Source organism: Sulfurisphaera tokodaii str. 7 (genome assembly GCF_000011205.1).
Classification (GTDB): domain Archaea; phylum Thermoproteota; class Thermoprotei_A; order Sulfolobales; family Sulfolobaceae; genus Sulfurisphaera; species Sulfurisphaera tokodaii.
Map to the genome: position 1 here is coordinate 1,482,529 of NC_003106.2, position 22,958 is coordinate 1,505,486.

A 22,958-nucleotide genomic window follows, 5' to 3' on the forward strand; every position below is an offset into this window, starting at 1 on the left:
ACTATATTCGCTATATATTATTATGCTGGTGCTTTATATTTTTCTTTTAGCTCTTCATTAGCTATTTTTTCAGCTTCTTCAAGAACCTTTTTTACTTCTTCACTTTCTTTTAATACAATTTGGGCTTCAGGATGTACAGTATATGATAAGTTAAGAATTATATCATCTATAAGGGGTCCGAACTCTATAGAGTTTCCTAGGTTTCCTCTTAAACTCTCTAAAGCTTTAACTACAGGATATATATAGTCTTTCAAAGAGTTCAAAATCATTAAAGTTTCTAATCTAATTTCTAGTATTTCTAGTAAGACTCTAACTTTTAACAAATTAAAAATTATGTTTTTATTTATTTCTATTTCTTTGTAATATTCCTTGGATAAATAATTAAATCTACCAATATTATAAAGAGATAATTCTTCTAAAGTTTTTATTCTATTATCAATTCTAGCAATAAATGCGTCTATCCTATGAATGGTAAGCTTAATATCCGTAATAATCTCTGGCAATCCTTTCTTTTTCACATAAAAGCTCTTATTTTATAACATTTAAGAATTTTTAGACTCCTCCAGGAGTAAACTGTCCAATGCAGATTTATACATTTTAAAAAATGTAGTTAGTTTGTATGGTGCTCCATAACCCTCTCCATCTTTATATACAATTTGATTTTCAATTAATACTTCTAAGTGATGAATAACAGTTTTATAATCTAGCCCTAAAGAATTAGCTATTTGATTTGCATTAAGAGGTTTTTCCTCAAGTAATCTAACTATTTTTAAACGTGTATTTCCTCCTCTAGAGGTAAGAAAGAGAAATTTAAAAAGTTTCTTTATCTGGCGTAATTCCTTTTCATTCACTCTGGGTTTTAAGTTTATTTTTCACTCTTAATAAATTTCTCCAACTATAGCTCTTTGTACTACCTCTGTTATAATTTCAGAAACTGTAGGATGAGAGAACTGAACCTTATATAAATCGTCAATTTTTAATGATAATTCCATAGCTAATGTAATTGTGTTAATTACTTCAGTAGCGTTTTCTCCTATCATATTAGCTCCTAAAATCCTATTATCTTCTCCAATGACTATTTTTAGAAATCCTTCTGTTTCATTTAATGTCCATGCTCTTGGTATTTCTTTCATATTAACTTTTACTTCCCTTCCGTTTATTCCATTTTTCTTCAACTCTTCTAGTGTACTTCCAACTACACCTATTTCTAGGTCAGCAAATATAGAGGTTGGAATATATTTGGGCATTTGAGAATTTCTATTACCAATATTATCGCCAGCGACTATACCTTGCCTCCATGCTTTAGTAGCTGATAAAGGCGCACCGGCTACATCTCCTACAGCATAAACTTTCGAGTTACTTGTTCTAGCTCTATTGTCGACTTTAATATAACCCCTTTGGTCAGTCTCAACTTTTATTGCCTTTAAGTCTATTCCGTCAGTAACTGGTTTTCTTCCGATTGTAATTACTGCTAAATCTCCAGAAATTTCTTCATTTGAAGAAGGTGTTTGTGCTTGAAATATTACTTTATCATCGCTCTTTATAATCCTAGATTTAGTATTTACGTAAATTCTCACTCCCTTTTCTTCTAGTCTTTTTTTAACTTCATTAGCTATTTCAATATCAATTCCAGGTACTGGAAGCAATCTAGGCATTAACTCTATTATTGTTACATTTTTGTTTAGTGCTCTAAATAGAGTTGCTAGCTCAACACCAGCAACTCCTCCACCAACTATTATTATATTTTCTGGCAAGTTGGTCATATTCATTGCAGTCCAAGGATCTACTACATTCTTTCCATTGAGCGGAAAATCCGCAAGCGATAGAGGTTCTGAACCTGTCGCAATAACTAAATTCTCATAAGTATAAACTTTTCCATTTACTATTACTTCTCCCTCATTTTTTACCTCTCCTTTTCCAGAAAGTAGATCTATTTTATGCTTATTGATAACTTGGTATAAGTTATCTTTTATTCCCTCGATAATATCATCTTTGAATTTATTCATCAGATTATAATTTATCTTTGCTGAAGTAGCTATCCATGGCGATTTTAATATCTTATTTACTATCTTTGCAGTATCTATTAATGTTTTTGATGGTATGCATGCTCTGTTTATACATTCACCGCCTATCTCATTTTTCTCTATGATTGCTACTTTTTTACCTAATTCGGCACTTCTTATTGCTGCGGCTAAACCTCCTACTCCTCCGCCGATTATGATCACGTCGTAATGCATTATTATCTCTTGTTTTTACTTATTAGATAAGATTTAAGCTTATTTAAAACGTAAATAAGATCCTTATGCAAATTATTTTTTTCTTCACTTTCACATAAGGCTAAAAATTCTAGTTCTGTATACACTTTATACTTTTTAAAAATATCCTCAAGAGATAATGATAAATCTAAATAATCTCTGCTAAAATCCTTTCCGTTCTTACAATATTTATATATAAAACTTAGAATTCCTAAATCCATAATTCTTTTTCTTTTCTTTCCAACGAGAATTATTCTAACTCCTATAGGGATTTCTTTCTCTAAATTAGATAGATTTATTTCTCCTTCGTTAACTCTAATTACGGCTTCTTCCTCTTTTAGAAATCTGTTAACTATATCATCCACAATATTTTAAAGTTACGATAAGTTAAAAAGAAAAGATGAATAATTGGTTTACGTATAAGCAGAGAGCCTGGGAAAGAGTAATTAGGGATAAAGAGATAGGATACCTTGATCCAGATATATTTGATACACTGGAAGTCTTTTTTAAAAGAAGGGATACTTTTACCCAAAGTAGTTGTAGCGGAAGAATTACGATAATAGATGCTGAGATGCCATGGGAGAGGAAAAATTCCAGTGTAGTCTTCAAAAATCATTTAGGAATTACGGTTACTGATTTGTTAGAAACTATAAATAAAGGGAAAGTTTGGAATTTATGGTTAGTAGTTCAAGGACCAATATTTCATGTTTATACTAGAACAAATGAAGAAGCTTGGAATATATTAAAATTAGCCAGATCTGTAGGTTTTAAACATAGTGGTGTTTTGACCGTAAATGAGAAAGGTGTATTGGTAGAGTTAAGAACTGGAGTAAAAATGGTGCATCTGCTCAAAGATAATTATGATGAAAAAGAAGCTAATGAGCTAGTAGTAATTGCTAACAAAGTATTACAGAAAGGAAAGGAGAAATTACGCAAATTAAAAGAAGTTGTTGAGAACTCATTGAATTCCAACAATTCTATGGAATTGAGGAAGAACTCTGAAGGGAATTCCGAGTTTCAATATAATATCAATAAGCTCTCTTAAGCCTTCCGTATAATTCTCTTTTCTTCCGTCGGGTTGAAGAATAACTTTGCTTGGTTCAATATTATTCTCTCTTATAAATCTTATTATTTCTTGAATATCCTCTAGTGGATTCACTATAACAAATTTAAAATATGTTACCCAATTATCATCTTTAAAATTATATTTAAATTTATACCCAGAATTAGACAACTTAGGAGAAACAGAAAATATATCAACAAGTTCTCTTAGTTTTTTAGATGGTTTTATAGTACCACTTGTTTCTACTAAAACTTTATGATTAAGTGATTTTAATGCTTCAACTAATGGTAAAATATCTTGAAGTAATGGTTCCCCGCCTGTTATCGTAGTAAATTTAATTCTTTTATCAATTTTATCAAGAATCTGTTCTATACTCATTTCCTCTCCATCATATTTGTGCCAAGCATATTTTGTATCACACCATATGCATCTTAAATGGCATCCAGCTAGTCTAATAAAATTAGAAGGTGTTCCTATAACTTCTCCTTCACCCTGAATTGAGGTAAATATCTCGCTTATCCAGTATTTGACCATTTTGTAGTAGGTTAATAACGTAATTTAAAAGTGTATCTAATCCTATATTCTTCTCAGCGCTTATCTCAAAAACTTTTTCAAGAATATTTTCCTTTATTTGCTTATATAATTCCTCGTTTTTATCATCTATCTTATTCAGTACTGGGATAACCACACTTTTAATGCTTTTCACTTCTTTGTATAAATCCAATTGTTCTTTCGCAGAATAAATTGAAGAATTTGATACGTCAAAGAGGAACAGTATGATTCCATTAAGGTTCTTTATTGCATTTATAGCCTTAAGCTCTATGCTGTTTCTTTCACTCATAGGTCTATCAAGTATACCTGGAGTATCTATTACCTGAATTTTAACAATACCAGTATCTATGTGTCCTACATGGATTTCTTTAGTCGTGAAGGGATATGATGCAACTTCAGGTTTTGCGGATGAGATTTTACTTACTAAAGTGCTTTTACCTACATTTGGAGGACCAGCAATTATGATAGTTGGAAGATTAGGATCTATCGCTTTTAATTTTTTTAATTGGCTTGTTATGTCTATGAGCCAGTCAATACAATCCTTTCTACTACGTAATATAGAACTTACTCTTCCAAAACATTGTCTCATTAGTCTATTTGCTTCTTTTTCATCTGAAGATTTAATTAACCTTCTATAGCGTTCTATTATGTTAAACGATAACTGAACTCCCCTGTTTATTGCTCCTAAGCACATTTTTACCTTATCTATATCTGCGATAATCTCTATATTTTCTCTATAAAATGGATGTAACTGATCTATTCTAGGAAATTGCAATACAAAATCTCTGTATTTTTGAAGCTGTTCTTTATAAAAAAGTATTCTTTTTATTTCTCTCTCCTTTACATTTTTTCCTCCTATTTTAGGTATCCTATCTAGGACTATTTTTATTAAGTCCTCTGTCTTTGGTGGTATTTTTATATTTTCAAAGGGGTTTAACATACTTTTGTTCCTGCGGGAACTTCCCCATCTACTGTAAGTATTCTAGGTTTTATTCCTTTCTCCTCATCTTCTTTACAACCAGCAGCTAATATCATTCCCTGACTTTCAAATCCTCTTATTTTTTTAGGCTTTAAATTAGCTATGAGTATGACTCTTTTTCCCACTAATTCTTCTGGCGTGTAAAATTCAGCTATACCAGAAATAATCTGCCTAGATTCACTGCCTAAATCAACGATTAATTTTAGTAATCTAGTTCCTTCTATCCTCTCAGCTGACTTTACAATTCCTACTCTTAAATCTAATTTTGCAAAGTCGTCTATTGTAATTTCACTCATAGGGGTTAAGTAAAATGAACTAGATAATGAGTATTCGTTTACTTAGCTAAGTAAAAATACTTAGGTTATTAACACAAGTTTTTTATACTGCTCATGTAAAGTTGTCATATGGAATTTCTAAAGCTTAGTGAAGGGAAAACGAAAGAAGTTTATGCATATGACGATTCCCATGTTCTTTTGAAATTCAAAGATTCTATAACTGCGGGTGATGGTGCAAGGAAAGATATACTCGAAGGAAAAGGAATATTAAATGCACAAACTTCGGCGTTTTTATTTAGACTATTAGAATCAAAAGGAATAGAGACACACTATATTGGAATGTTTGACGAAAGAACAATGATAGCTAAAAAACTAAAAATGATACCGGTTGAAGTTGTTTTAAGGAATATTGCTACTGGCAGTATAGTAAAGAGATTACCCATAAAAGAGGGTGAAGTTTTTGAGCCTCCAATTATAGAGTTTTTCCTTAAGGATGACGAAAGACATGATCCAATGCTAAATTACTATCACATGGAATACTTGAAATTAATGACAAGAAAAGAAGCAGAAAAAATAGAAGAGATTATGCTTAAGGTTAATGAGATTTTATATCCGTTTTTCAGAAGTAAAAAGCTTCTCCTCTATGATTTTAAACTTGAATTTGGTAGAGTGAATGACAAGTTAATCATAGGTGATGAACTCACATTAGACTCTATGAGGATTAGAGAGGAAGGTTCCGGTAGAATACTAGATAAAGATTTGTATAGGAAAGGAGCTGATTTAGAAACCGTCAAGAAGGCTTACGAAGAGTTCTTCAAAAGGATAAGTGAGTAAAATGCTTTACCGTGTAGAACTGATAATAACTAATAAAGAAGGAGTAAGAGATCCAGAAGGAGAAACAATTCAGCGTTATGTTGTTAGTAGATTTAGCGATAAAATTATAGAAACTAGAGCGGGAAAATACTTGGTATTTAGAGTTAATTCTAGTAGTCAGCAAGAGGCTACGGAATTAGTTAAAAAGTTAGCCGATGAAATGAGACTCTACAACCCAATAGTCCATAAAATTGAAATTAGGGCGAATAGGATTGAAGACAGCAGTAATTAAATTCCCTGGTACAACATGTGAGATCGACGTTTACAAGGCTCTGTTAGAGGCTGGAGTAGAAGCTGAAATTGTAAAATATAAGGATTTTGATCCCGATAAGTATAGTGCAGTTATTTTGCCAGGAGGTTTTAGTTTTGGTGATTATCTTAGAGCTGGTAGTATTGCCGCTAGTACGGAAACAATTAAGAAAGTTAAAGAAATGGCGGATGAGGGTAAAATTGTAATCGGAATATGCAACGGATTTCAAATATTGGTTGAAAGTGGTCTCTTAGAAGGTGCTCTTTTACCTAACTTAAATTTGCGTTTTATCAGTAAGTGGGTTTACTTGAGAGTCGTTAGATTTGATACAGCTGTAACTCGTGGATTAAATAAGACTATTCTAAAAATGCCTATAGCACATGCAGAAGGGAGATTTTATTTAGATAATGTAGAGAAAGCAAAGAAATATGCTGTTATGTTATATTGTGACGAAAATGGTAATGTGAACGATATGGTAAATCCTAATGGTTCAATTCTCAATATAGCTTCAATTGCTAATGAAGAAGGAAATGTCATAGGCATGATGCCACATCCAGAGAGGGCATCTTTCAAATTAACCTCTATAACGGGTGAAACTGATGGATTATTATTATTTAAGGGGTTAAGAAAATGAAAATAACACTTTCTTCGTACGAAATGGAACTAGTAAGAAAGAAGCTTGCAAGAGAACCTAATGAGGCTGAATGGCTAACTATAGATGCATTATGGAGTGAACATTGCTCTTATAAGTCGTCTAAAGTTTTCTTAAGAAGTTTTCCTAGTGAGGGAGAAAAGGTATTAATGGGTATTGAAGATTGGCAAGACGCTGGAGCATTAGATGTTGGAGATGGGTGGGCAATTGTGTTAAAACTTGAAAGCCATAATCATCCTTCAGCTATTGATCCCTTTAATGGTGCAGCTACTGGAGTTGGAGGTATAATTAGGGATATAATAAGTAAAGGAGCGAAGCCAATTGCCTTATTAGATATGATTAGGGTTGGTAATTTATCTAATCCAAGAAATAAATGGTTGCTAAAGAATATAATTGCTGGAATTGGATTTTATGGGAATAGTATTGGTGTACCAGTAGTTGGTGGAGAATTAGATTTTGACGATTCATATAATGATAATCCTTTAGTGGATGTTGCTGGTGTAGGTATAGTAAGAAAAGATAAGATTGTACCAAGTGTTGTTAAGGAGCCTGGATTAAAGATAGTCATAGTTGGCTTAACTGGTTTAGATGGTTTAGGAGGAGCTTCTTTTGCTTCAAGAAAATTAAGTGGAGAGGATGAAATAGGTGCTGTACAAATTGCCGACCCATTTGCTGGAAAAATAGTTTTAGACGTTACTCTTGAAATTGCTGATAAAGTAGAGGCTATTAAGGACCTAGGCGGTGGTGGATTAGTAGTTGGAGTTACTGAAATGGCTAATGGTTTAGGGGCAATAGTTAATTTAGATAAGGTTCCCTTAAGGGTTAAAGACCTTAAACCAGAAGAGATTTTGGTATCAGAAACCCAAGAGAGAATGCTTTTTGCTGTTAAAGAAGAAAATGTTAATGAAGTTTGTAAAGCATTTGAATATTACGATTATCCTTGTGCTGTAATAGGTGAATTCGTAAAAGAACCATACATTAAGTTTCTTTATGGAGGTAAAGAGATTGTTTCCTTACCATCAGATTTACTTTTATCTCCACCAAGATTTATATGGGAAATTAAAAAGCCTAAACTAATTAAAAGTGATAAAAAACCTGAAGTTGGGTTAGAAGAAAGTATTAGAGCAATACTCTCTAGAATAATAAGTAAAGAATGGGCTTACTCACAATTTGACTATGAAGTAGGTACTTCTACTGTTTTAAAGCCTGGAGAAGCCGATTCTGCTTTAATATCACTTCCGAATGGTAAGCTTTTAGCATTAAAGGGTGATGCTAATCCAGACTTATGTGCTGAAGATTCTTATGAATGTGGCAAATCTATTGTTGCTGAAGCATATCGTAACTTAGCATCTGTCGGTGCAATTGGTATAGGAGTAGTTGATCATCTTCAATTTGGTGATCCTAAAAAACCAGAAGTTTACTATTCTTTTGTAGAAGCTATTAGAGGTATAGCTGAAGCATCAAAGTTCTTTTCTACCCCAATAGTTGGCGGAAAAGTATCATTTTATAATGAAAATAAAGAAGGTAAGGCAATTAAACCCACTCCTTTGATAGTCATGGCAGGCTTAATTAAGGATAAATTCTTACGTAATAAGGTCGTTGAAGATAGTTATATCACTTTAATAGGTTTTACAAGGGACGAGATGAGGGGGTCTTTATTTGGTAAAATATTTGGAAATTATGGCGAGGTTCCAAAAGCGAGGTTAAATGAAGACTATTTAGCGAGTCAGTTAGTTGTAAATTTAATAAACGACGAGAAAATATTCTTTGCTAAGGACATTAATAAAGGAGGTCTAATTGCCTCGTTATTTTCAATACTAGTTAAAGGTATGGGCGTAGAGATTGAAACGTCTTCAATTCCTTCGGATACTGATGATTGGATTCCTAAACTTTATTCTGAAAATGGTGGTAGGTTTATTGTATTAACTAACGATCCAGAGTACATAATACGTAAGTCCAAAGGAATTCATATATCAGTAATTGGAAAGATAACTAAGGACCAAGGTATAATAAAAATTGATAATAAAGAGATTAATGTAAATAAAGAGATTGATAATTATTATAACTACTTATATGAGGTGATGTCATGAAGGTTAAAGAACACTGCGGTATTGTTGGAGTTTATGCTGATAATTCTCCAATGATTTCTTACGAATCCCTAAAATTATTACAACATAGGGGACAAGAATCAGCAGGAATTACTTACAGAAAAGATGGGAGTTTAGTTACCATGAAAGGCTTGGGTTTAGTTGAAGAGGCATTAGATCCTAGGCTTCTTCCTAATGCGAAACTATCAATAGGTCATGTTAGATATTCAACTACCGGTAAAGGTTCACTTGACGAGGCTCAACCTTTAAGTAACGGTAAAATTGCTATAGCATTTAATGGTACAATAACTAATTATTTTAAGTTCGGAACTTCTACCGATACTGAATTTATTCTTAAGGTTCTCTCGGAGGCGCCTAACATTAAAGAAGGAATTAGAAGGTTAGTTGACTTAGCTGACGGTGCATACTCACTCGTAGTTTTAACTAATGAAGGAGAACTTATCGGCTTTAGAGATCCTAAAGGATTCCGTCCTCTGGTCTTAGGTAAAATTAATAACGGTTATATAATTGCTTCAGAAGATTCCGTAATCAGACAATTAGGAGGTAAGCCTTTAAGAGATGTAAAACCTGGAGAAATGATATACATTAAAGATGGTGAAATTGAAAGCGAAGTTATTTCTAGGGATCGTGTAAGTTTTTGCTCATTTGAGTACATCTATTTTGCCAGACCCGATTCTATAATTGATGGTGTGTCTGTTTATAACTCTAGGATAAAGCTAGGAGAAATTTTAGCTGAAAATCATGGAGTTGATGCAGATGTAGCTATACCAGTTCCAGAATCCTCAATTCCGATTGCAATAGGATTCTCTAGGAAATCAAAGATTCCTATGGAATACGGTTTGATTAGAACACTCGTAGCAAAGAGGTCTTTTATCATGCCTACACAAGATAAAAGAAATGCTGTACTAGAAGAGAAATTTGGTATAGTCAAAAGTGTAGTAGAAAATAAGAAAGTTGTTGTCATTGATGACTCAATCGTTAGAGGAAATACTATGAGAAAAATTGTAAGAATGATAAGGGATAATGGTGCTAAGGAAGTTCATGTAAGAATAGGCTCTCCAAAAGTAAAATATCCTTGTTATATGGGTATAGATTTTCCATTATCTAAAGAACTAATAGCTAGTGAGAAAGATGAAAAAGAAATAGCTAAGTATATTGGTGCTGATTCAGTTGAGTTCTTAACAGTTGAAGAAATGATTAAAGCCATAGGAAGACCTGATTTATGTCATGCATGTTTTTCTGGAGTTTATCCCCTTAAATTTTCATATAATTTGCAAGTATTAGAATCTATATTTAAAAAGGTGAGTTAAATGGCTGGAATAATAGGTGTATATGCATTTGATAAAATTTGGAATATAAGTAAATTTTTATATTATGGTCTAATAGGATTACAGAATAGAGGATATAGTTACTCAGGAATGTCGATACTTAAAGAAAACTTCCAATTAATAACTAACGAAGGTGCACCAGAAGATATTGAGCTACCACCGAATATAGAAGGATGGGCAGGGATAGCTTATACTGGAACTAAAATAGGATATCCAATAATAACAGATTTTGGCACTTTAGTTGTAGATGGAATTATTAAGGGAGATTTAAATGAAATCGCAAAAGGATTATATAAAGATCCAGAGAATACTTTAAAAGAAATCAATGGTGTTTTCTCATTAATATTCTTAGCAAAAGATGGAAAAATGTTGGGTTATAGAGATTCATATGGAATAAAACCTCTAGAAATAGGAGGTTTTGGTTTTGATTTAGCTATTCTATCATCAGAGACTTCGGGAATTACGGTTATAGGTGGAGAATTCAGAAGAGAAATTAAACCTGGTGAAGCGGTATTTATTGACACTTATGAAATTTCTTACAGCCAAATAAATGAGAGTAGACATAATTACTGCGCGATTGATTTAGTTTATCAATCAAGAATAGACAGTTTTGTATTTAGTAAAAATATTTATGAAGTAAGAGTGAAGATTGGAGAACAGCTAGCTGAAGAAAAGAAAATTGATGCTGATGTTGTGATTGGCGTTCCAGATACTGCTATACCTTTTGCAATAGGCTATTCTAAGAAGTCTGGTATACCTTATGATTTAGGTTTTACCAGAACTGGAAGTCCGATTAGAACAATGCTGGCTTCAGATGATTTCTTAAAGATCATAGGAGTTCAACTAAAATTAAATCCTATTAAATACGTAGTCAAAGGCAAAAGAGTAATCTTAATTGACGATTCTATGGTCACTGGCAGAACTTTGAAAAATACAGTTTTTGCTTTGAGAAGTTTAGGTGCTAAGGAGGTTCACGTTTTAATTGGCAGTCCTAAGTTAATATCAAAATGTCCTTATGGTATGGAAGTTCCAGAGGAAAAAGATTTAATTGCTGCTAATCTCTCAGAAGAAGAAATAGCTAAGGTTATTGGTGCTGATTCCATTTACTGGTTAAGTCTTGAAGGTCTTTATAAAGTTCTAGGTAAGAGCATATGTGTTGGTTGTATGACTAGAAACTATCCTAAGGTGATATAAGATGAAAGTTTTGTTAATCGGAGATGGAGCAAGAGAAAACGCTCTAGCAGAAGCATTAGCTAACTCTCCTAAAGGTTATAAGATTCATGCAATTTCTTCATACACAAATCCTGGAATAAAAGAAGCTGTAGATAAAACTAATGGAAAATATTTTAAAGGCAATATTAACTCTGTTGAATTTGTTAAAGAGATAGTAAAAGAGGTAAATCCAGATTTTGGTGTTATAGGTCCTGAAGATCCATTATTCCATGGTGTTGCAAACGTCTTCAGAGAAGAAGGCATTCCAGTAGTTGGTCCTGATAAAGAATGTGCGATGATAGAGAAATCTAAAGTTTGGATGAGAGAACTAATGTGGAAATATAACATTCCCGGTAGGTTAAGGTTTAAGGCCTTTGAAGATCTAAGAGATGCTATTAATTTTATACTAGAATATGGTGGTTCTATCGCTGTAAAACCATCAGAGCAAGTTGGAGGAAAAGGAGTTAAAGTGATTGCTGATTTGCAAGCCTACCTTTCCAACGAGAAAAGAAATGCACTAACAAAGGGAATCAATGGAATTGCTAGTTATGTTAATGATAAGGTAAAGATTATAATTGAGGAGAAGGTAGACGGACCAGAATATACATTACATGTCCTAACTGATGGTTATACGCAAATACCTATGCCTCTAGCACAAGATTATAAGCATGCATATGAAGACGGAATTGGTCCAGAGACTGGTGGAATGGGTTCTATATCTGGTCCCAAAGAAGGTTTGCCATTTATTAATGAAGAAGAATATGAGAAATCATTTGAGATTGTAAAGCTTACTGCTGAAGCTATTAAAAAAGAAACTGGAAAGGATTATGTAGGGATTCTCTCTGGGCAAATGATGCTTACTGGTATTTGGGGACCTACGATAATTGAATATTATTCTAGGTTTGGAGATCCAGAAGCTTCTGCTATAATACCGAGAATAGAGAGTGATTTTGGCGAAGTTCTAGAACTATTAGCGACTAGAAGATTAAGTAAAGCCAAAATAAAGGTTAATCCAACGCCATCAGTAGTTAGAGCTATAGCACCTTTAGGATATCCCTTAAATAAGACTATGGCATCGAATCATATAATAAATATAGATGTACAGAAGATAAGAGAGCTAGGTTGTAAAATATACTTTGGTTCAGTCTCTCTTGAAGGAATGCAATTAGTAACTAAAGGTTCAAGAGCATTAGAATTAGTAGTTATTAATGATTTTAAGGAAGCTTCAGATAAATTAGATAAATGCATAAATTATATTTCTTCTGATACAAAATTAATATTCAGGCATGATATTGGAAGAACGATTGAAGATCAAGTTGAAAAAGCTGAGATAGTAAGATACACGTATAAGTCAAGAGAGAAAAAAGGCCTTTTTGGAGTATCAGCAGATTGGTCTCCAAATGGTGGTTTATGGTGAGTGAATATAAAAAGGCTGGAGTTGATTTAAACAAATTAAAGGAGTATCATACTCTAGCTTTAAACACTTTTCAAAATTCTGGAGTATTAAAGATTGGACATTACGCTAATGCAATAAAACTTGATGATAAGTATTTAGCAATGCATGTTGATGGTGTAGGTACAAAGACAATTTTAGCCTTAAAGACTGGAATAATTGAACCTACTGGAATTGATTGTATTGCTATGAATGTTAATGATTTAGTATGTATTGGTGCAAGGCCTTTAGCTGGTGTTGATTATCTAGCTTTAGAAAAGCCAATGGATGATGTTGTTGAGAAAGTAATGAAAGGTTTGAAGCAAGGTGCTGATGAAGCAAACATAGAAATTATTGGCGGCGAGACTGCAATAATGCCCGGAGTAATAACTGGATATGATTTATCTTGCTCAGTAATAGGTATTTCAGATAGGTTGAAGACCGGCGAAGATGTTGCACCTGGCGATGTGATTTTAGGTTTAAAAAGTAATGGTGTTCATTCTAACGGTTATTCTCTGATTAGAAAACTCATAGATGAAGGTAAATTGTCTCTTAATGACTGGGGAGAAGAATTAATGAGACCTACTAGAATATATTCTTCTTCTATAATACCAATTTTAGATAAAATAAAAGCTTTGGCCCATATTACTGGTGGAGCCTTTTCTAAATTAAAGAGAATAACGAACTATAGGATTAATCTAAAAATGCCAGATCCTCCGGAGGTGTTTAAAGCAATTGAAAATGCTGGAGTACCTCATTTTGAAATGTATAAAATTTTCAATATGGGTATAGGTATGATTATATTTGTTTCAAAGGATCTTAAAGATGATATAATTGAATTTTTGAGTAAAAAAGAAACAGTTTATGAATTAGGTTATGTAGAAAAAGGGGAAGGGATAAAAATTACGACCTATAAGAACGAAATTCTCTACATATAGCATTTAATGAAGTCCTTTTAAACTCTGGTGATAATATAGCCTTCTAGTGATTAAATATGAAACAAATGGATACAAAATCTTTGGTAAATTATATAGCATTAAAGATACTAGGTGGTAGCGACTATATATTAGATGCACTAGAAGAATATCTAGTCAAAGGAGAAGGACCGGCATCAGTTGCATATAAGTATCAAATATCAAAGCATCAGCTTAGGGGTTATGCTCAAAGGATTATTGAAAAGAGTGGTAGTGAAGCTAGAGCTAGAAAAATTATTCCTATAATTAAGCAAATTGCAAGCGATATTAAGCCAATAATTAAGAAAAATGAAAAAGACCTATATGTATGTGAAATATGTAAAGTTACAATTCCAAAGGAAGACACAGAAGAACATGTGAGAAAATATCATAAAGATATTCTTACAACAACAATGAAGACAATGCTTGAAAGACTTGAAGAATATAAGAAAGAAAAACAAACCGTAATACTTACTTCAGCAAGTTAATGATTTTTATATGTTTACTCCGTATTTTAAAACTTGTTTATTTTTTCTTCTTAGCTTTTACTCTTATATATGATCTCGGTATTACTATTATGAGAATATGAAGAAGGTAGTTAGCGTAAGACTAAGAGAGGAAATTATTGCAACAATTGATGAATACAGTAAAAAAATGAGTTATCAAAGTAGAACTGATTTTCTTAAAAAAGCTCTAGAATTTTACATGAAGAAAAGATTGGGGAAGAGCTAAAGGACTCCTTTACCATTCTATTTCTTGAGAAATGCCTTTTTTTACTTAACCTCATACTTTTTAAGTAATTTCTTATATCAACAAAGCCGATATGAAAATAGTTCTTGCATACTCTGGTGGGTTAGATACTACAGTAGCGATAAGATGGCTAAAGGAAACCTTTAATGCTGACGTTATCACAGTCACAGTAGATGTAGGGCAAAAAGATAACTTTGAAGACATAGAAAAAAGAGCATATATAGCAGGAGCAACAAAACATTATACTATAGATGCAAAAAAGGAATTTGCTGATAATTTCATTTCTTACGCAATCAAAATGAACGCATTATATGAGGATGTTTATCCATTATCAACAGCCTTAGCAAGACCATTAATAGCACAAAAAGTTGTTGAAATAGCAAAAAAAGAAAAAGTAGACTATATTGCTCACGGTTCAACATCTAAAGGAAATGATCAAGTAAGATTCGACTTAGCAGTTAAAGCATTATATCCAGAGGCTAAAATCATAGCTCCAGCTAGAATATGGAATATGACAAGAGAGAAAGAGATAGAGTTTGCAAAAGCCAGAGGGATTCCTATCAAAACTGAAAGCAGTAAATATAGTATTGACGAGAACTTATGGGGTAGAAGTATTGAAGGTGATGATATTTCTGATCCGTCAAAAGAAGTCCCAGAAGATGCTTTTGAATGGACCAAAAAGAAAAATAATGGTAAAATTACTCTCTCCATTGAATTTGAAAAAGGTATTCCAGTTGCTATAAATAATGAAAAAATGGATTTAGTTAAAATTATTCAAGTGTTAAATGAGGTAGTAGGTTCTTATGGTTTTGGAAGAGTAGAACATTTAGAAAATAGAGTTGTAGGTTTTAAATCTAGAGAAGTTTATGAAGTTCCTGCAGCGTTAGTTTTGATAAATTCACATAAAGACTTAGAAAAGACTGTTTATTCTCCGTTAGAGTTTAGATTTAAGAAATATATAGACTCACAATGGGCTGATTTAGTTTATCAAGGGCTTTGGTTTGAACCTTTAAGAGAGACTATACAATTGGCCGGTGATAATTTAAATAAATGGGTTACTGGTGAGGTAAAAATAGAAATAGAAGGTAATGGAATGAGAACATTAGGTAGGGCTTCAAAGTACTCTCCATTTTCTGAAAAAGTTGCCAGTTATAATAAAGGATGGTACCCAACTGATGAGATGGCAAGAGGGTTTATTGAAATATATGGTATGCATTCATTACTAACCAGACAGGTGAGAGAATAGTGGTATTGTACAGAAGATGGGGCACAGAAAAAGATTTTGTGTCTACTTATACTTCTTCCATAGATAGTGATAAGGAAATAGTAGAAGAAGTAAAAGTTGTGATGAAAGCTCATGTTATAGAACTTTATCTATCTGGTTATATAACAAAAGATACTGCTAAGAGAATTTTGTTAGCAATAAACTCTTTTCATGAATTGAAAGAAGGATATGAAGATATTCATGAGGCTTTAGAAGATCATATAATAAAGACAGTTGGTGAAGAAGGCGGATGGGTAGGATTTGGAAGGAGTAGAAATGATCACGTTGCTACAGCACTAAGACTTAAGATGAGAAAATATCTTATTGAAATTTTATACGATATTATATCTTTAAGAAAAACCCTCATTGAAAAGAGTAAGACATCTACAGAAATTTTATTTCCTACTTATACTCACTTTCAACCAGCTCAACCATCAACGTTAGCTCATTATTTCTTATATATTGAAGACGAATTGGATACAATCTGGAATTATATTTATTCCTCTTTACTTTTAGTAAATAGATCTCCATTAGGAAGCGGGGCTATTGTAGGGACTAACGTTAAATTAGATAGAAAAAGAGAAGCTGAATTGCTAGGATTCGATGACATTATATATAACACAATATCTGCTACTTCATCAAGATTAGATCTGATTAATGCAGTATCAAATTTGTCATTACTAATGTTATTTTTTAGCAGAATAGCAGAAGATTTGATTCTTCTTTCCTCCATGTTTATTAATATAGTAAAATTACCTGACTCTCACGTAAGTACCAGTAGTCTAATGCCACAAAAAAGAAATGCAGTCACGTTAGAGATTCTAAGAAGTAAGGCTGGAGAATGCTTTGGCGATCTATCTTCTCTTTTTAACATTTACAAAGGTTTACCCTCTGGTTATAATTTGGATTTACAAGAAATGAATAAGCATTATTGGGATTGCGTTAAAATTGTTAATTCTTCAATAGAAGTAATAAATTCAATACTAGAAGGTATCGAAGTTCTAAACTTTCAATTAGATGACAAGACTACAGCTACTGATGTTGCAGAAGACTTAGCTATTACCGGAATACCGTACAGAAAAGCTTATATGGAGGTAGCTAACAAAATTAGAGCGGGCACTTTTATATCCGAAATTTCTCCAAAAACTTCTATATATAAGAAGGCTGTTATAGGCTCTCCTAATCCCGAGTTAATAAATGAAGAGATAAAAATTAAAGAAAATAGAATAGCAGAAGAAGAGAGTAAATTGAAAAAATATGAAGAAAAAATAATCGGAAAAATGAATGAATTAAAGGTGATCGAAGATGACCTTATATTGTAAGAGAGGATATAAAGGGTATTTATACCTAGAAGATGGTACATTAATTGAAGGTTGCGGTTTTGGAGCTAAAGGAATTAGAGCTGGAGAAGTAGTTTTCACTACATCAATGAATGGCTATCCAGAAAGCTTAACCGATCCTTCATATAGAGGGCAAATCCTTGTAATAACACATCCACTGGTAGGAAATTACGGAGTCCCAGAAAAGCAAAGAGTAGAGGGAATATTAACTAACTTCGAGTCAGAGCAAATACAAGTTGAGGGTCTTGTAGTATCTGAGGAAACAGATCCCTTTAAATGGAATTCGTCTAAAAGCCTTCATGAATGGTTACTAAGTGAGGGGGTTCCAGGGCTTTCAGACGTTGATACTAGAAGTATCGTTAAAAAAGTAAGAAGTAGAGGAGTCATGATGGGTGTAATAGCATCTGGTTATGAGATAGAAGATCCAAAAAAGTTCCTAGAAAAGAAGTATGATGAGATTGATTTTACGCAGTTTACATCACCAAAAGCTCCCATAGTTCATTTAGGTAATACCGGTGAAACAATAGTAGTGGTAGATTGTGGAGTAAAGCATGGTATACTATATCAACTTCATCAAAGAGGATTCACAATTGTAAGAGTACCTTGTAAGTTTAATGTAAGTAAAATAATGGATTATTATCCTAAAGGTGTAGTTTTTGGCAATGGGCCTGGTAATCCAAACTTATTGCAAGAAGTTATAGAGAATTTTAAAGAATTAACAGAATATAAAATCCCAATTTTAGGAATTTGCTTAGGTCATCAAGTAGCAACTTTAGCAATGGGGGGGAAGGTAAATAAAATGAAATTTGGACATAGAGCAATAAACAAACCAGTTATTGATATCTCATCAAATAAATGTTATATTACAACGCATAATCATGGTTATGGTATTCTTTCAAAAGAAGATCTACCACCAAATAGTAAGTTGTGGTTTATTAACCCAGATGACGGAACAATTGAAGGTTGGATTCATGAAAAGTTACCAATTATTACTACTCAGTTTCATCCTGAAGCTAGACCTGGTCCTTGGGATGTGACCTGGGTATTTGATAAATTTAAAAAGATGGTGAGTCGTAATGCGTGAGAGTGTAAGAAAAGTATTAGTTATTGGGTCTGGACCAATTAAAATAGCGGAAGCAGCAGAGTTTGATTACTCTGGAAGTCAAGCATTAAAGGCATTAAAAGAAGAGGGAATAGAAACAATATTAGTAAACTCTAACGTAGCAACTGTGCAGACTAGTAGAAAATTTGCTGATAAACTTTATATGATACCAGTAACTTGGTGGGCTGTTGAAAAAGTAATTGAGAGAGAAAGACCAGACGGAATTATGGTAGGATTCGGCGGTCAGACAGCACTGAACGTAGGTGTAGATTTATACAATAAGGGAATACTTCAGAAGTACGGTGTTAAAGTTTTAGGTACTCCTATAGAAGGAATTGAGAGAGCATTAAGTAGAGAGAAATTCAGAGAGACAATGATTAATGTAGGTTTACCGGTACCTCCTAGTCTTTCAGCTAGAAGCGAGGAAGAGGCATTAGAAAAGGCAAGGCAAATTGGTTATCCAGTAATGGTTAGAGTCAGTTTTAATCTTGGTGGTAGAGGTTCTATTGTAGCTTGGAATGAAGAAGAGTTAAAGAGAGATATTGGAAGGGCTTTGAGTCAAAGTTATATTCATGAAGTTCTAATAGAGAAATATTTACATCATTGGATAGAATTAGAATATGAGGTAATGAGAGATAAATACGGAAATTCAGCAGTAATAGCATGTATTGAAAATCTTGATCCTATGGGTGTTCACACTGGTGAATCTACTGTTATTTCACCTTGTCAAACATTAGATAATAAAGAATTTCAAGATATGAGATTTATGTCTATGGATGTTGCAAAATCTATTGATCTAGTGGGAGAATGTAATGTACAATTTGCATTAGATCCAAAAGGTTATAATTATTACGTAATCGAGACAAATCCTAGAATGTCAAGATCTAGTGCGTTAGCAAGTAAAGCTACTGGTTACCCATTAGCCTACGTATCAGCAAAGTTAGCGTTAGGTTACAGTTTATATGAAGTTTTGAATAAGGTATCTGGAAGCACTTGTGCTTGCTTTGAGCCCAGTTTAGATTACGTTGTAATAAAGATTCCTAGATGGGATTTAGATAAATTTGAAAACGTGGAGATTAGCTTAGCTTCAGAAATGAAAAGCGTTGGAGAAGTAATGAGTATAGGCAGATCATTTGAGGAGTCATTGCAAAAAGCTGTGAGAATGTTAGATATTGGTGAGCCAGGAGTTGTAGGAGGGAAAATATATTTCTCCAAAATGACAAAAGAAGATGCTCTTAAAAATCTTAAAATGAGAAGGCCTTATTGGTTCCTTTATGCTGCTAAAGCATTTAAAGAAGGTGCAACTATTGATGAGGTTTATGAAGTCACTGGAATTAACAAATTCTTCCTAAATAAGATAAAAGCATTAGTAGAGTTTTATGAGATACTAAGAAAGCAAAGAAACATTGATAAGGATACTTTACTTCAGGCTAAGAAATTAGGGTTTAGTGATCTTCAGTTGGCAAAAGCATTAGGAGTGAAGGAAAGTGATATTAGAAAACTAAGAGAAAAATGGAATATTGAACCTAAAGTAAAGCAAATAGATACTTTAGCTGGAGAATGGCCAGCTGTTACTAATTATCTCTATTTAACATATAATGGCACAGAAGATGATATTGAATTTTCAGAAGCTGGAAATAAGTTATTAATTATAGGGGCTGGTGGATTTAGAATAGGTGTTTCAGTAGAGTTTGACTGGAGTGTAGTGTCACTATTAGATAGTTCATTAAAGTACTTTAATGATATAGCCATACTTAATTATAATCCAGAAACTGTCTCAACAGATTGGGACATAGCGAGAAAATTATATTTTGATGAAATTTCAGTCGAAAGAGTATTAGATTTAATTAGGAAAGAGAAATTCACTTATGTAGCTACATTTACTGGAGGTCAGATAGGGAATAATATATCTAAAAAATTAGAAGAAGAAGGAATAAGATTGTTAGGGACTTCTGGTAGAAGTATAGATACAGCAGAAGATAGAGAGAAGTTCTCTAAATTACTTGATAAACTAGGAATTAAACAACCCGAATGGATTTCTGCAAGATCATTGGAAGAAGTAAAGGAATTTATTAGCAAAGTAGGCTATCCAGTCCTAATAAGACCAAGTTATGTACTAAGTGGTGCAGCTATGAAAATAGTAAATAACGATCTTGAGTTAATGGAATATTTGAAAAGGGCTACAGAAGTTTCACCAGAACATCCAGTTGTTATATCAAAATACTTAAACGATGCTATTGAGGCTGAAATTGATGCTGCCGGAGATGGTAAAGGAGTATATGGGGTAGTAATTGAACATGTAGAAGAGGCTGGTGTGCATAGTGGAGATGCTACGATGTCTATTCCTTATAGAAAACTATCAAGTAATGTAGTTAATAAAATGAAAGAGAATGTACATATGATAGTAAGAGAATTAGAAATTAAAGGTCCCTTTAATGTGCAGTTTGTAATAAAGAATAATGAACCATATATTATAGAGCTTAATTTGAGAGCTAGTAGATCTATGCCATTTAGTAGCAAAGTGGTTAGTAAAAACATAATTTCATTAGCACTTGATGGAATATTAAATGGCTTCGGAGTTGATGAGTTCATTGAGTTAAAACCAAAATCATGGGGAGTAAAATCTCCACAATTTTCATGGGCTCAATTAAAAGGTGCTTATCCATTTTTAGGACCAGAAATGAAGAGTACTGGTGAAGCAGCCTCTTTAGGTACTGATTTTTACGACGCATTATTAAAAAGCTGGTTATCGTCCAGTCCAAATAAAATACCTAATAAAGAAGGAATTGCTCTTGTATATGGTACTACAAATGTTGAATACTTAAAAATTGCAGCTAAGAATTTAATTGATTATGGAATTACTGTTTATACTTTATCGGAAGCTAGCATAGGAATTGAAGAGAAAAGCATTAATGATATAATAGAACTTATTAAGAACAGAAAAGTTGAAATTGTTGTAACTGATGGATATCTTAAGCATATAGATTATGAGGTGAGGCGTATTGCCGTGGATTATAATATACCCATAATATTAAATGGGAGATTAGGAGCTGAAGTTACAAGAGCTTTTTCTCATCCAAATGTTACATATTACGAAATAAGTGAATATGGTGCAGGAATATGAGAGTGGTCTTGATAGTTGATATTGTAAGACAAGAAGAGAAATTAATAGCGAAAGCACTAGAGGAAAATAAGGTTCAATATGATATAATAAATGTTGCACAAGAACCTCTACCATTTAATAAAGCACTTGGTAGATACGATGTAGCGATAATAAGACCAGTTAGCATGTATAGAGCATTATATTCTTCAGCTGTGCTTGAAGCTGCTGGAGTTCATACCATAAACTCAAGTGATGTAATAAATGTGTGTGGAGATAAGATTTTAACGTACTCTAAATTGTATAGGGAGGGAATTCCAATTCCAGATTCAATAATTGCTCTTTCTGCAGAAGCAGCATTAAAAGCTTATGAGCAAAGGGGATTTCCATTAATAGATAAACCACCAATAGGAAGCTGGGGTAGGTTAGTCTCATTAATTAGGGATGTATTTGAAGGTAAAACAATAATTGAACACAGAGAGCTAATGGGTAATTCTGCTTTAAAAGCTCATATAGTTCAAGAATACATTCAGTATAAAGGTAGAGATATAAGATGTATAGCAATAGGAGAAGAGCTATTAGGTTGTTATGCTAGAAATATTCCACCAAATGAATGGAGGGCTAATGTAGCTTTAGGTGGAACTCCTTCAAACATTGAAGTTGATGAGAAATTAAAGGAAACTGTAGTAAAAGCTGTAAGCATTGTTCACGGAGAATTTGTTTCGATAGATATACTAGAGCATCCAAATAAAGGTTATGTAGTTAACGAATTAAATGATGTACCAGAGTTCAAGGGTTTCATGGTAGCAACTAATATAAATGTTGCACAAAAGCTAGTTGAATATATAAAAGAAAACTACTCTAAATGAGCTAAGAATAAATCATGATTTGTTTCTTCTAAAAGTCTTCTGAGATTGTCAATTTTTTGTCTTAACCCTGGAACTACAGCCTTTGGGTACTCTAAAGTCCACAATATTTCATATAACTCTTCCATCATCTTATAAGTATTCTCGGCTTCAATCTTATCGTCTTTTCTAAGTAACTCTAACACTCTTCTTCTCATTTCCCCAATAGCATCTGCAATACCAAGAATATAATAAATCTCTGGAATTCCTAAATCTTCTGCAGTCTTTAGTTTCTCTCCGAAGTACATTGAATAGACTATACTAGCTTCAGAAATTTCTTGGTAAGCTGTACCAACATCACCGTACAATAACTCTGGGTATTCATCTATTATTTTCTTTAATTCTTCCAATTTTTGTAATGCAACCTTATATTTTTCTTCTGCTTCTTTCTTTTTTAATCTATGAGATAAAGATATTGTTTCTCCAGAATATCTAATTACTTCTCTTGCAATAAGTAAGACTTTTTCTCTTTTATCGAATCTTTCTTGTAATTTAGGAGTTATCTTATCTATGTACTCTTTGATTTCCTCAGTAAGCATAGGATAGAATTCGAGTTAAATAATTA

General features: G+C 32.8%; 24 protein-coding genes. 16 read left to right on the forward strand and 8 right to left on the reverse strand.

The window, feature by feature from the left end; translation table 11 throughout:
* Positions 1-20: 20 nt before the first annotated feature.
* The 4 genes from cdvB3 to STK_RS08325 are packed head-to-tail and all read right to left on the reverse strand — an operon-like array spanning position 21 to position 2,620.
* Positions 21-518 (reverse strand): cell division protein CdvB3, encoded by a 498-nt coding sequence (cdvB3, locus tag STK_RS08310; RefSeq protein ID WP_010979534.1) that lies wholly within the window; start codon positions 516-518, stop codon positions 21-23.
* Between the two features lie 24 nt (positions 519-542).
* On the reverse strand, positions 543-851 hold the full coding sequence (locus STK_RS08315) for a winged helix-turn-helix domain-containing protein (protein ID WP_010979535.1): 309 nt from the start codon (positions 849-851) through the stop codon (positions 543-545).
* 27 nt (positions 852-878) lie between these two features.
* Positions 879-2,237, reverse strand: coding sequence for a dihydrolipoyl dehydrogenase family protein (locus tag STK_RS08320; protein ID WP_010979536.1), 1,359 nt, complete (start codon positions 2,235-2,237; stop codon positions 879-881).
* 2 nt (positions 2,238-2,239) lie between these two features.
* Positions 2,240-2,620 (reverse strand): hypothetical protein, encoded by a 381-nt coding sequence (locus STK_RS08325; protein ID WP_010979537.1) that lies wholly within the window; start codon positions 2,618-2,620, stop codon positions 2,240-2,242.
* Between the two features lie 35 nt (positions 2,621-2,655).
* On the opposite strand from STK_RS08325, the gene STK_RS08330 reads away from it, so the two are divergent.
* A complete protein-coding gene (locus tag STK_RS08330; protein ID WP_010979538.1) occupies positions 2,656-3,300 on the forward strand; it encodes a tRNA-wybutosine modification methyltransferase TYW3 in 645 nt (214 codons plus the stop codon).
* On the opposite strand, the gene STK_RS08335 is transcribed toward STK_RS08330, so the two are convergent.
* From STK_RS08335 to metG, 3 genes are read right to left on the reverse strand one after another with little or no spacing between them, the layout of a single operon-like run.
* The gene (locus STK_RS08335) at positions 3,214-3,852 is read right to left on the reverse strand and encodes a 7-carboxy-7-deazaguanine synthase QueE (RefSeq protein WP_010979539.1); all 639 of its coding nucleotides are present in this window, start codon (positions 3,850-3,852) and stop codon (positions 3,214-3,216) included. The two genes, STK_RS08330 and STK_RS08335, sit on opposite strands and share 87 nt — an antisense overlap.
* Entirely contained in the window at positions 3,806-4,810 is a 1,005-nt protein-coding gene (locus STK_RS08340) for an NOG1 family protein (protein WP_010979540.1), read from the reverse strand. Before STK_RS08340 ends, STK_RS08335 begins: the two co-directional genes overlap by 47 nt.
* The gene (gene metG / locus STK_RS08345; RefSeq protein WP_010979541.1) at positions 4,804-5,145 is read right to left on the reverse strand and encodes a methionine--tRNA ligase subunit beta; all 342 of its coding nucleotides are present in this window, start codon (positions 5,143-5,145) and stop codon (positions 4,804-4,806) included. The genes STK_RS08340 and metG overlap by 7 nt, the downstream gene beginning before the upstream one ends.
* 108 nt (positions 5,146-5,253) lie before the next feature.
* Between metG and purC the strand changes: the two genes are divergently transcribed.
* The 15 genes from purC to lysX all read left to right on the forward strand — a co-directional run bounded on the left by purC (position 5,254) and on the right by lysX (position 22,357).
* The gene (gene purC, locus STK_RS08350) at positions 5,254-5,958 is read left to right on the forward strand and encodes a phosphoribosylaminoimidazolesuccinocarboxamide synthase (RefSeq protein WP_010979542.1); all 705 of its coding nucleotides are present in this window, start codon (positions 5,254-5,256) and stop codon (positions 5,956-5,958) included.
* A gap of 1 nt (position 5,959) precedes the next feature.
* On the forward strand, positions 5,960-6,229 hold the full coding sequence (gene purS / locus STK_RS08355; protein ID WP_052846581.1) for a phosphoribosylformylglycinamidine synthase subunit PurS: 270 nt from the start codon (positions 5,960-5,962) through the stop codon (positions 6,227-6,229).
* Positions 6,210-6,881 carry a phosphoribosylformylglycinamidine synthase I gene (gene purQ, locus STK_RS08360; protein ID WP_052846582.1) on the forward strand — a complete coding sequence of 224 codons (672 nt, stop codon included), beginning with the start codon at positions 6,210-6,212 and terminating at the stop codon, positions 6,879-6,881. Before purS ends, purQ begins: the two co-directional genes overlap by 20 nt.
* Positions 6,878-8,989, forward strand: coding sequence for a phosphoribosylformylglycinamidine synthase subunit PurL (purL, locus tag STK_RS08365; RefSeq protein ID WP_010979545.1), 2,112 nt, complete (start codon positions 6,878-6,880; stop codon positions 8,987-8,989). The genes purQ and purL overlap by 4 nt, the downstream gene beginning before the upstream one ends.
* Positions 8,986-10,317, forward strand: a complete 1,332-nt coding sequence (purF, locus tag STK_RS08370; protein WP_010979546.1) for an amidophosphoribosyltransferase — start codon at positions 8,986-8,988, stop codon at positions 10,315-10,317. Before purL ends, purF begins: the two co-directional genes overlap by 4 nt.
* Positions 10,318-11,529 (forward strand): amidophosphoribosyltransferase, encoded by a 1,212-nt coding sequence (locus STK_RS08375; protein WP_010979547.1) that lies wholly within the window; start codon positions 10,318-10,320, stop codon positions 11,527-11,529.
* Position 11,530: 1 nt separating this feature from the next.
* Entirely contained in the window at positions 11,531-12,964 is a 1,434-nt protein-coding gene (gene purD, locus STK_RS08380; protein ID WP_010979548.1) for a phosphoribosylamine--glycine ligase, read from the forward strand.
* Positions 12,958-13,917, forward strand: a complete 960-nt coding sequence (gene purM, locus STK_RS08385; RefSeq protein ID WP_010979549.1) for a phosphoribosylformylglycinamidine cyclo-ligase — start codon at positions 12,958-12,960, stop codon at positions 13,915-13,917. The genes purD and purM overlap by 7 nt, the downstream gene beginning before the upstream one ends.
* A gap of 56 nt (positions 13,918-13,973) precedes the next feature.
* A complete protein-coding gene (locus STK_RS08390) occupies positions 13,974-14,420 on the forward strand; it encodes a hypothetical protein (protein WP_010979550.1) in 447 nt (148 codons plus the stop codon).
* Positions 14,421-14,517: 97 nt separating this feature from the next.
* Positions 14,518-14,664, forward strand: coding sequence for a ribbon-helix-helix domain-containing protein (locus STK_RS08395; RefSeq protein WP_052846583.1), 147 nt, complete (start codon positions 14,518-14,520; stop codon positions 14,662-14,664).
* Between the two features lie 91 nt (positions 14,665-14,755).
* Positions 14,756-15,928: an argininosuccinate synthase gene (locus tag STK_RS08400; RefSeq protein ID WP_010979551.1), complete on the forward strand. Its 1,173-nt coding sequence runs from the start codon at positions 14,756-14,758 to the stop codon at positions 15,926-15,928.
* Complete coding sequence (argH, locus tag STK_RS08405; RefSeq protein ID WP_010979552.1) at positions 15,928-17,268, forward strand: argininosuccinate lyase; 1,341 nt, start codon at positions 15,928-15,930, stop codon at positions 17,266-17,268. The genes STK_RS08400 and argH overlap by 1 nt, the downstream gene beginning before the upstream one ends.
* Positions 17,252-18,370 carry a glutamine-hydrolyzing carbamoyl-phosphate synthase small subunit gene (carA, locus tag STK_RS08410; RefSeq protein WP_010979553.1) on the forward strand — a complete coding sequence of 373 codons (1,119 nt, stop codon included), beginning with the start codon at positions 17,252-17,254 and terminating at the stop codon, positions 18,368-18,370. The genes argH and carA overlap by 17 nt, the downstream gene beginning before the upstream one ends.
* Complete coding sequence (gene carB / locus STK_RS08415; protein WP_010979554.1) at positions 18,363-21,512, forward strand: carbamoyl-phosphate synthase (glutamine-hydrolyzing) large subunit; 3,150 nt, start codon at positions 18,363-18,365, stop codon at positions 21,510-21,512. The genes carA and carB overlap by 8 nt, the downstream gene beginning before the upstream one ends.
* Positions 21,509-22,357, forward strand: a complete 849-nt coding sequence (lysX, locus tag STK_RS08420) for a lysine biosynthesis protein LysX (RefSeq protein ID WP_010979555.1) — start codon at positions 21,509-21,511, stop codon at positions 22,355-22,357. Before carB ends, lysX begins: the two co-directional genes overlap by 4 nt.
* Here the strand turns inward: lysX and STK_RS08425 are convergent.
* Complete coding sequence (locus tag STK_RS08425) at positions 22,345-22,932, reverse strand: haloacid dehalogenase (RefSeq protein WP_010979556.1); 588 nt, start codon at positions 22,930-22,932, stop codon at positions 22,345-22,347. The two genes, lysX and STK_RS08425, sit on opposite strands and share 13 nt — an antisense overlap.
* Positions 22,933-22,958 lie beyond the last annotated feature (26 nt).

What these genes read in the sequence shown, in the direction of transcription:
- STK_RS08400 (WP_010979551.1), top strand. Translation starts at nt 14,756, where the DNA reads ATGAAAATAGTTCTTGCATACTCTGGTGGGTTAGATACTACAGTAGCG.
- STK_RS08395 (WP_052846583.1), top strand. Translation starts at nt 14,518, where the DNA reads ATGAAGAAGGTAGTTAGCGTAAGACTAAGAGAGGAAATTATTGCAACA.
- STK_RS08390 (WP_010979550.1), top strand. Translation starts at nt 13,974, where the DNA reads ATGAAACAAATGGATACAAAATCTTTGGTAAATTATATAGCATTAAAG.
- purM (WP_010979549.1), top strand. Translation starts at nt 12,958, where the DNA reads ATGGTGAGTGAATATAAAAAGGCTGGAGTTGATTTAAACAAATTAAAG.
- carA (WP_010979553.1), top strand. Translation starts at nt 17,252, where the DNA reads ATGACCTTATATTGTAAGAGAGGATATAAAGGGTATTTATACCTAGAA.
- STK_RS08320 (WP_010979536.1), bottom strand. Translation starts at nt 2,237, where the DNA reads ATGCATTACGACGTGATCATAATCGGCGGAGGAGTAGGAGGTTTAGCC.
- carB (WP_010979554.1), top strand. Translation starts at nt 18,363, where the DNA reads ATGCGTGAGAGTGTAAGAAAAGTATTAGTTATTGGGTCTGGACCAATT.
- STK_RS08425 (WP_010979556.1), bottom strand. Translation starts at nt 22,932, where the DNA reads ATGCTTACTGAGGAAATCAAAGAGTACATAGATAAGATAACTCCTAAA.
- purF (WP_010979546.1), top strand. Translation starts at nt 8,986, where the DNA reads ATGAAGGTTAAAGAACACTGCGGTATTGTTGGAGTTTATGCTGATAAT.
- lysX (WP_010979555.1), top strand. Translation starts at nt 21,509, where the DNA reads ATGAGAGTGGTCTTGATAGTTGATATTGTAAGACAAGAAGAGAAATTA.
- STK_RS08375 (WP_010979547.1), top strand. Translation starts at nt 10,318, where the DNA reads ATGGCTGGAATAATAGGTGTATATGCATTTGATAAAATTTGGAATATA.
- purD (WP_010979548.1), top strand. Translation starts at nt 11,531, where the DNA reads ATGAAAGTTTTGTTAATCGGAGATGGAGCAAGAGAAAACGCTCTAGCA.
- STK_RS08335 (WP_010979539.1), bottom strand. Translation starts at nt 3,852, where the DNA reads ATGGTCAAATACTGGATAAGCGAGATATTTACCTCAATTCAGGGTGAA.
- STK_RS08340 (WP_010979540.1), bottom strand. Translation starts at nt 4,810, where the DNA reads ATGTTAAACCCCTTTGAAAATATAAAAATACCACCAAAGACAGAGGAC.
- purC (WP_010979542.1), top strand. Translation starts at nt 5,254, where the DNA reads ATGGAATTTCTAAAGCTTAGTGAAGGGAAAACGAAAGAAGTTTATGCA.
- metG (WP_010979541.1), bottom strand. Translation starts at nt 5,145, where the DNA reads ATGAGTGAAATTACAATAGACGACTTTGCAAAATTAGATTTAAGAGTA.
- purS (WP_052846581.1), top strand. Translation starts at nt 5,960, where the DNA reads ATGCTTTACCGTGTAGAACTGATAATAACTAATAAAGAAGGAGTAAGA.
- purL (WP_010979545.1), top strand. Translation starts at nt 6,878, where the DNA reads ATGAAAATAACACTTTCTTCGTACGAAATGGAACTAGTAAGAAAGAAG.
- STK_RS08330 (WP_010979538.1), top strand. Translation starts at nt 2,656, where the DNA reads ATGAATAATTGGTTTACGTATAAGCAGAGAGCCTGGGAAAGAGTAATT.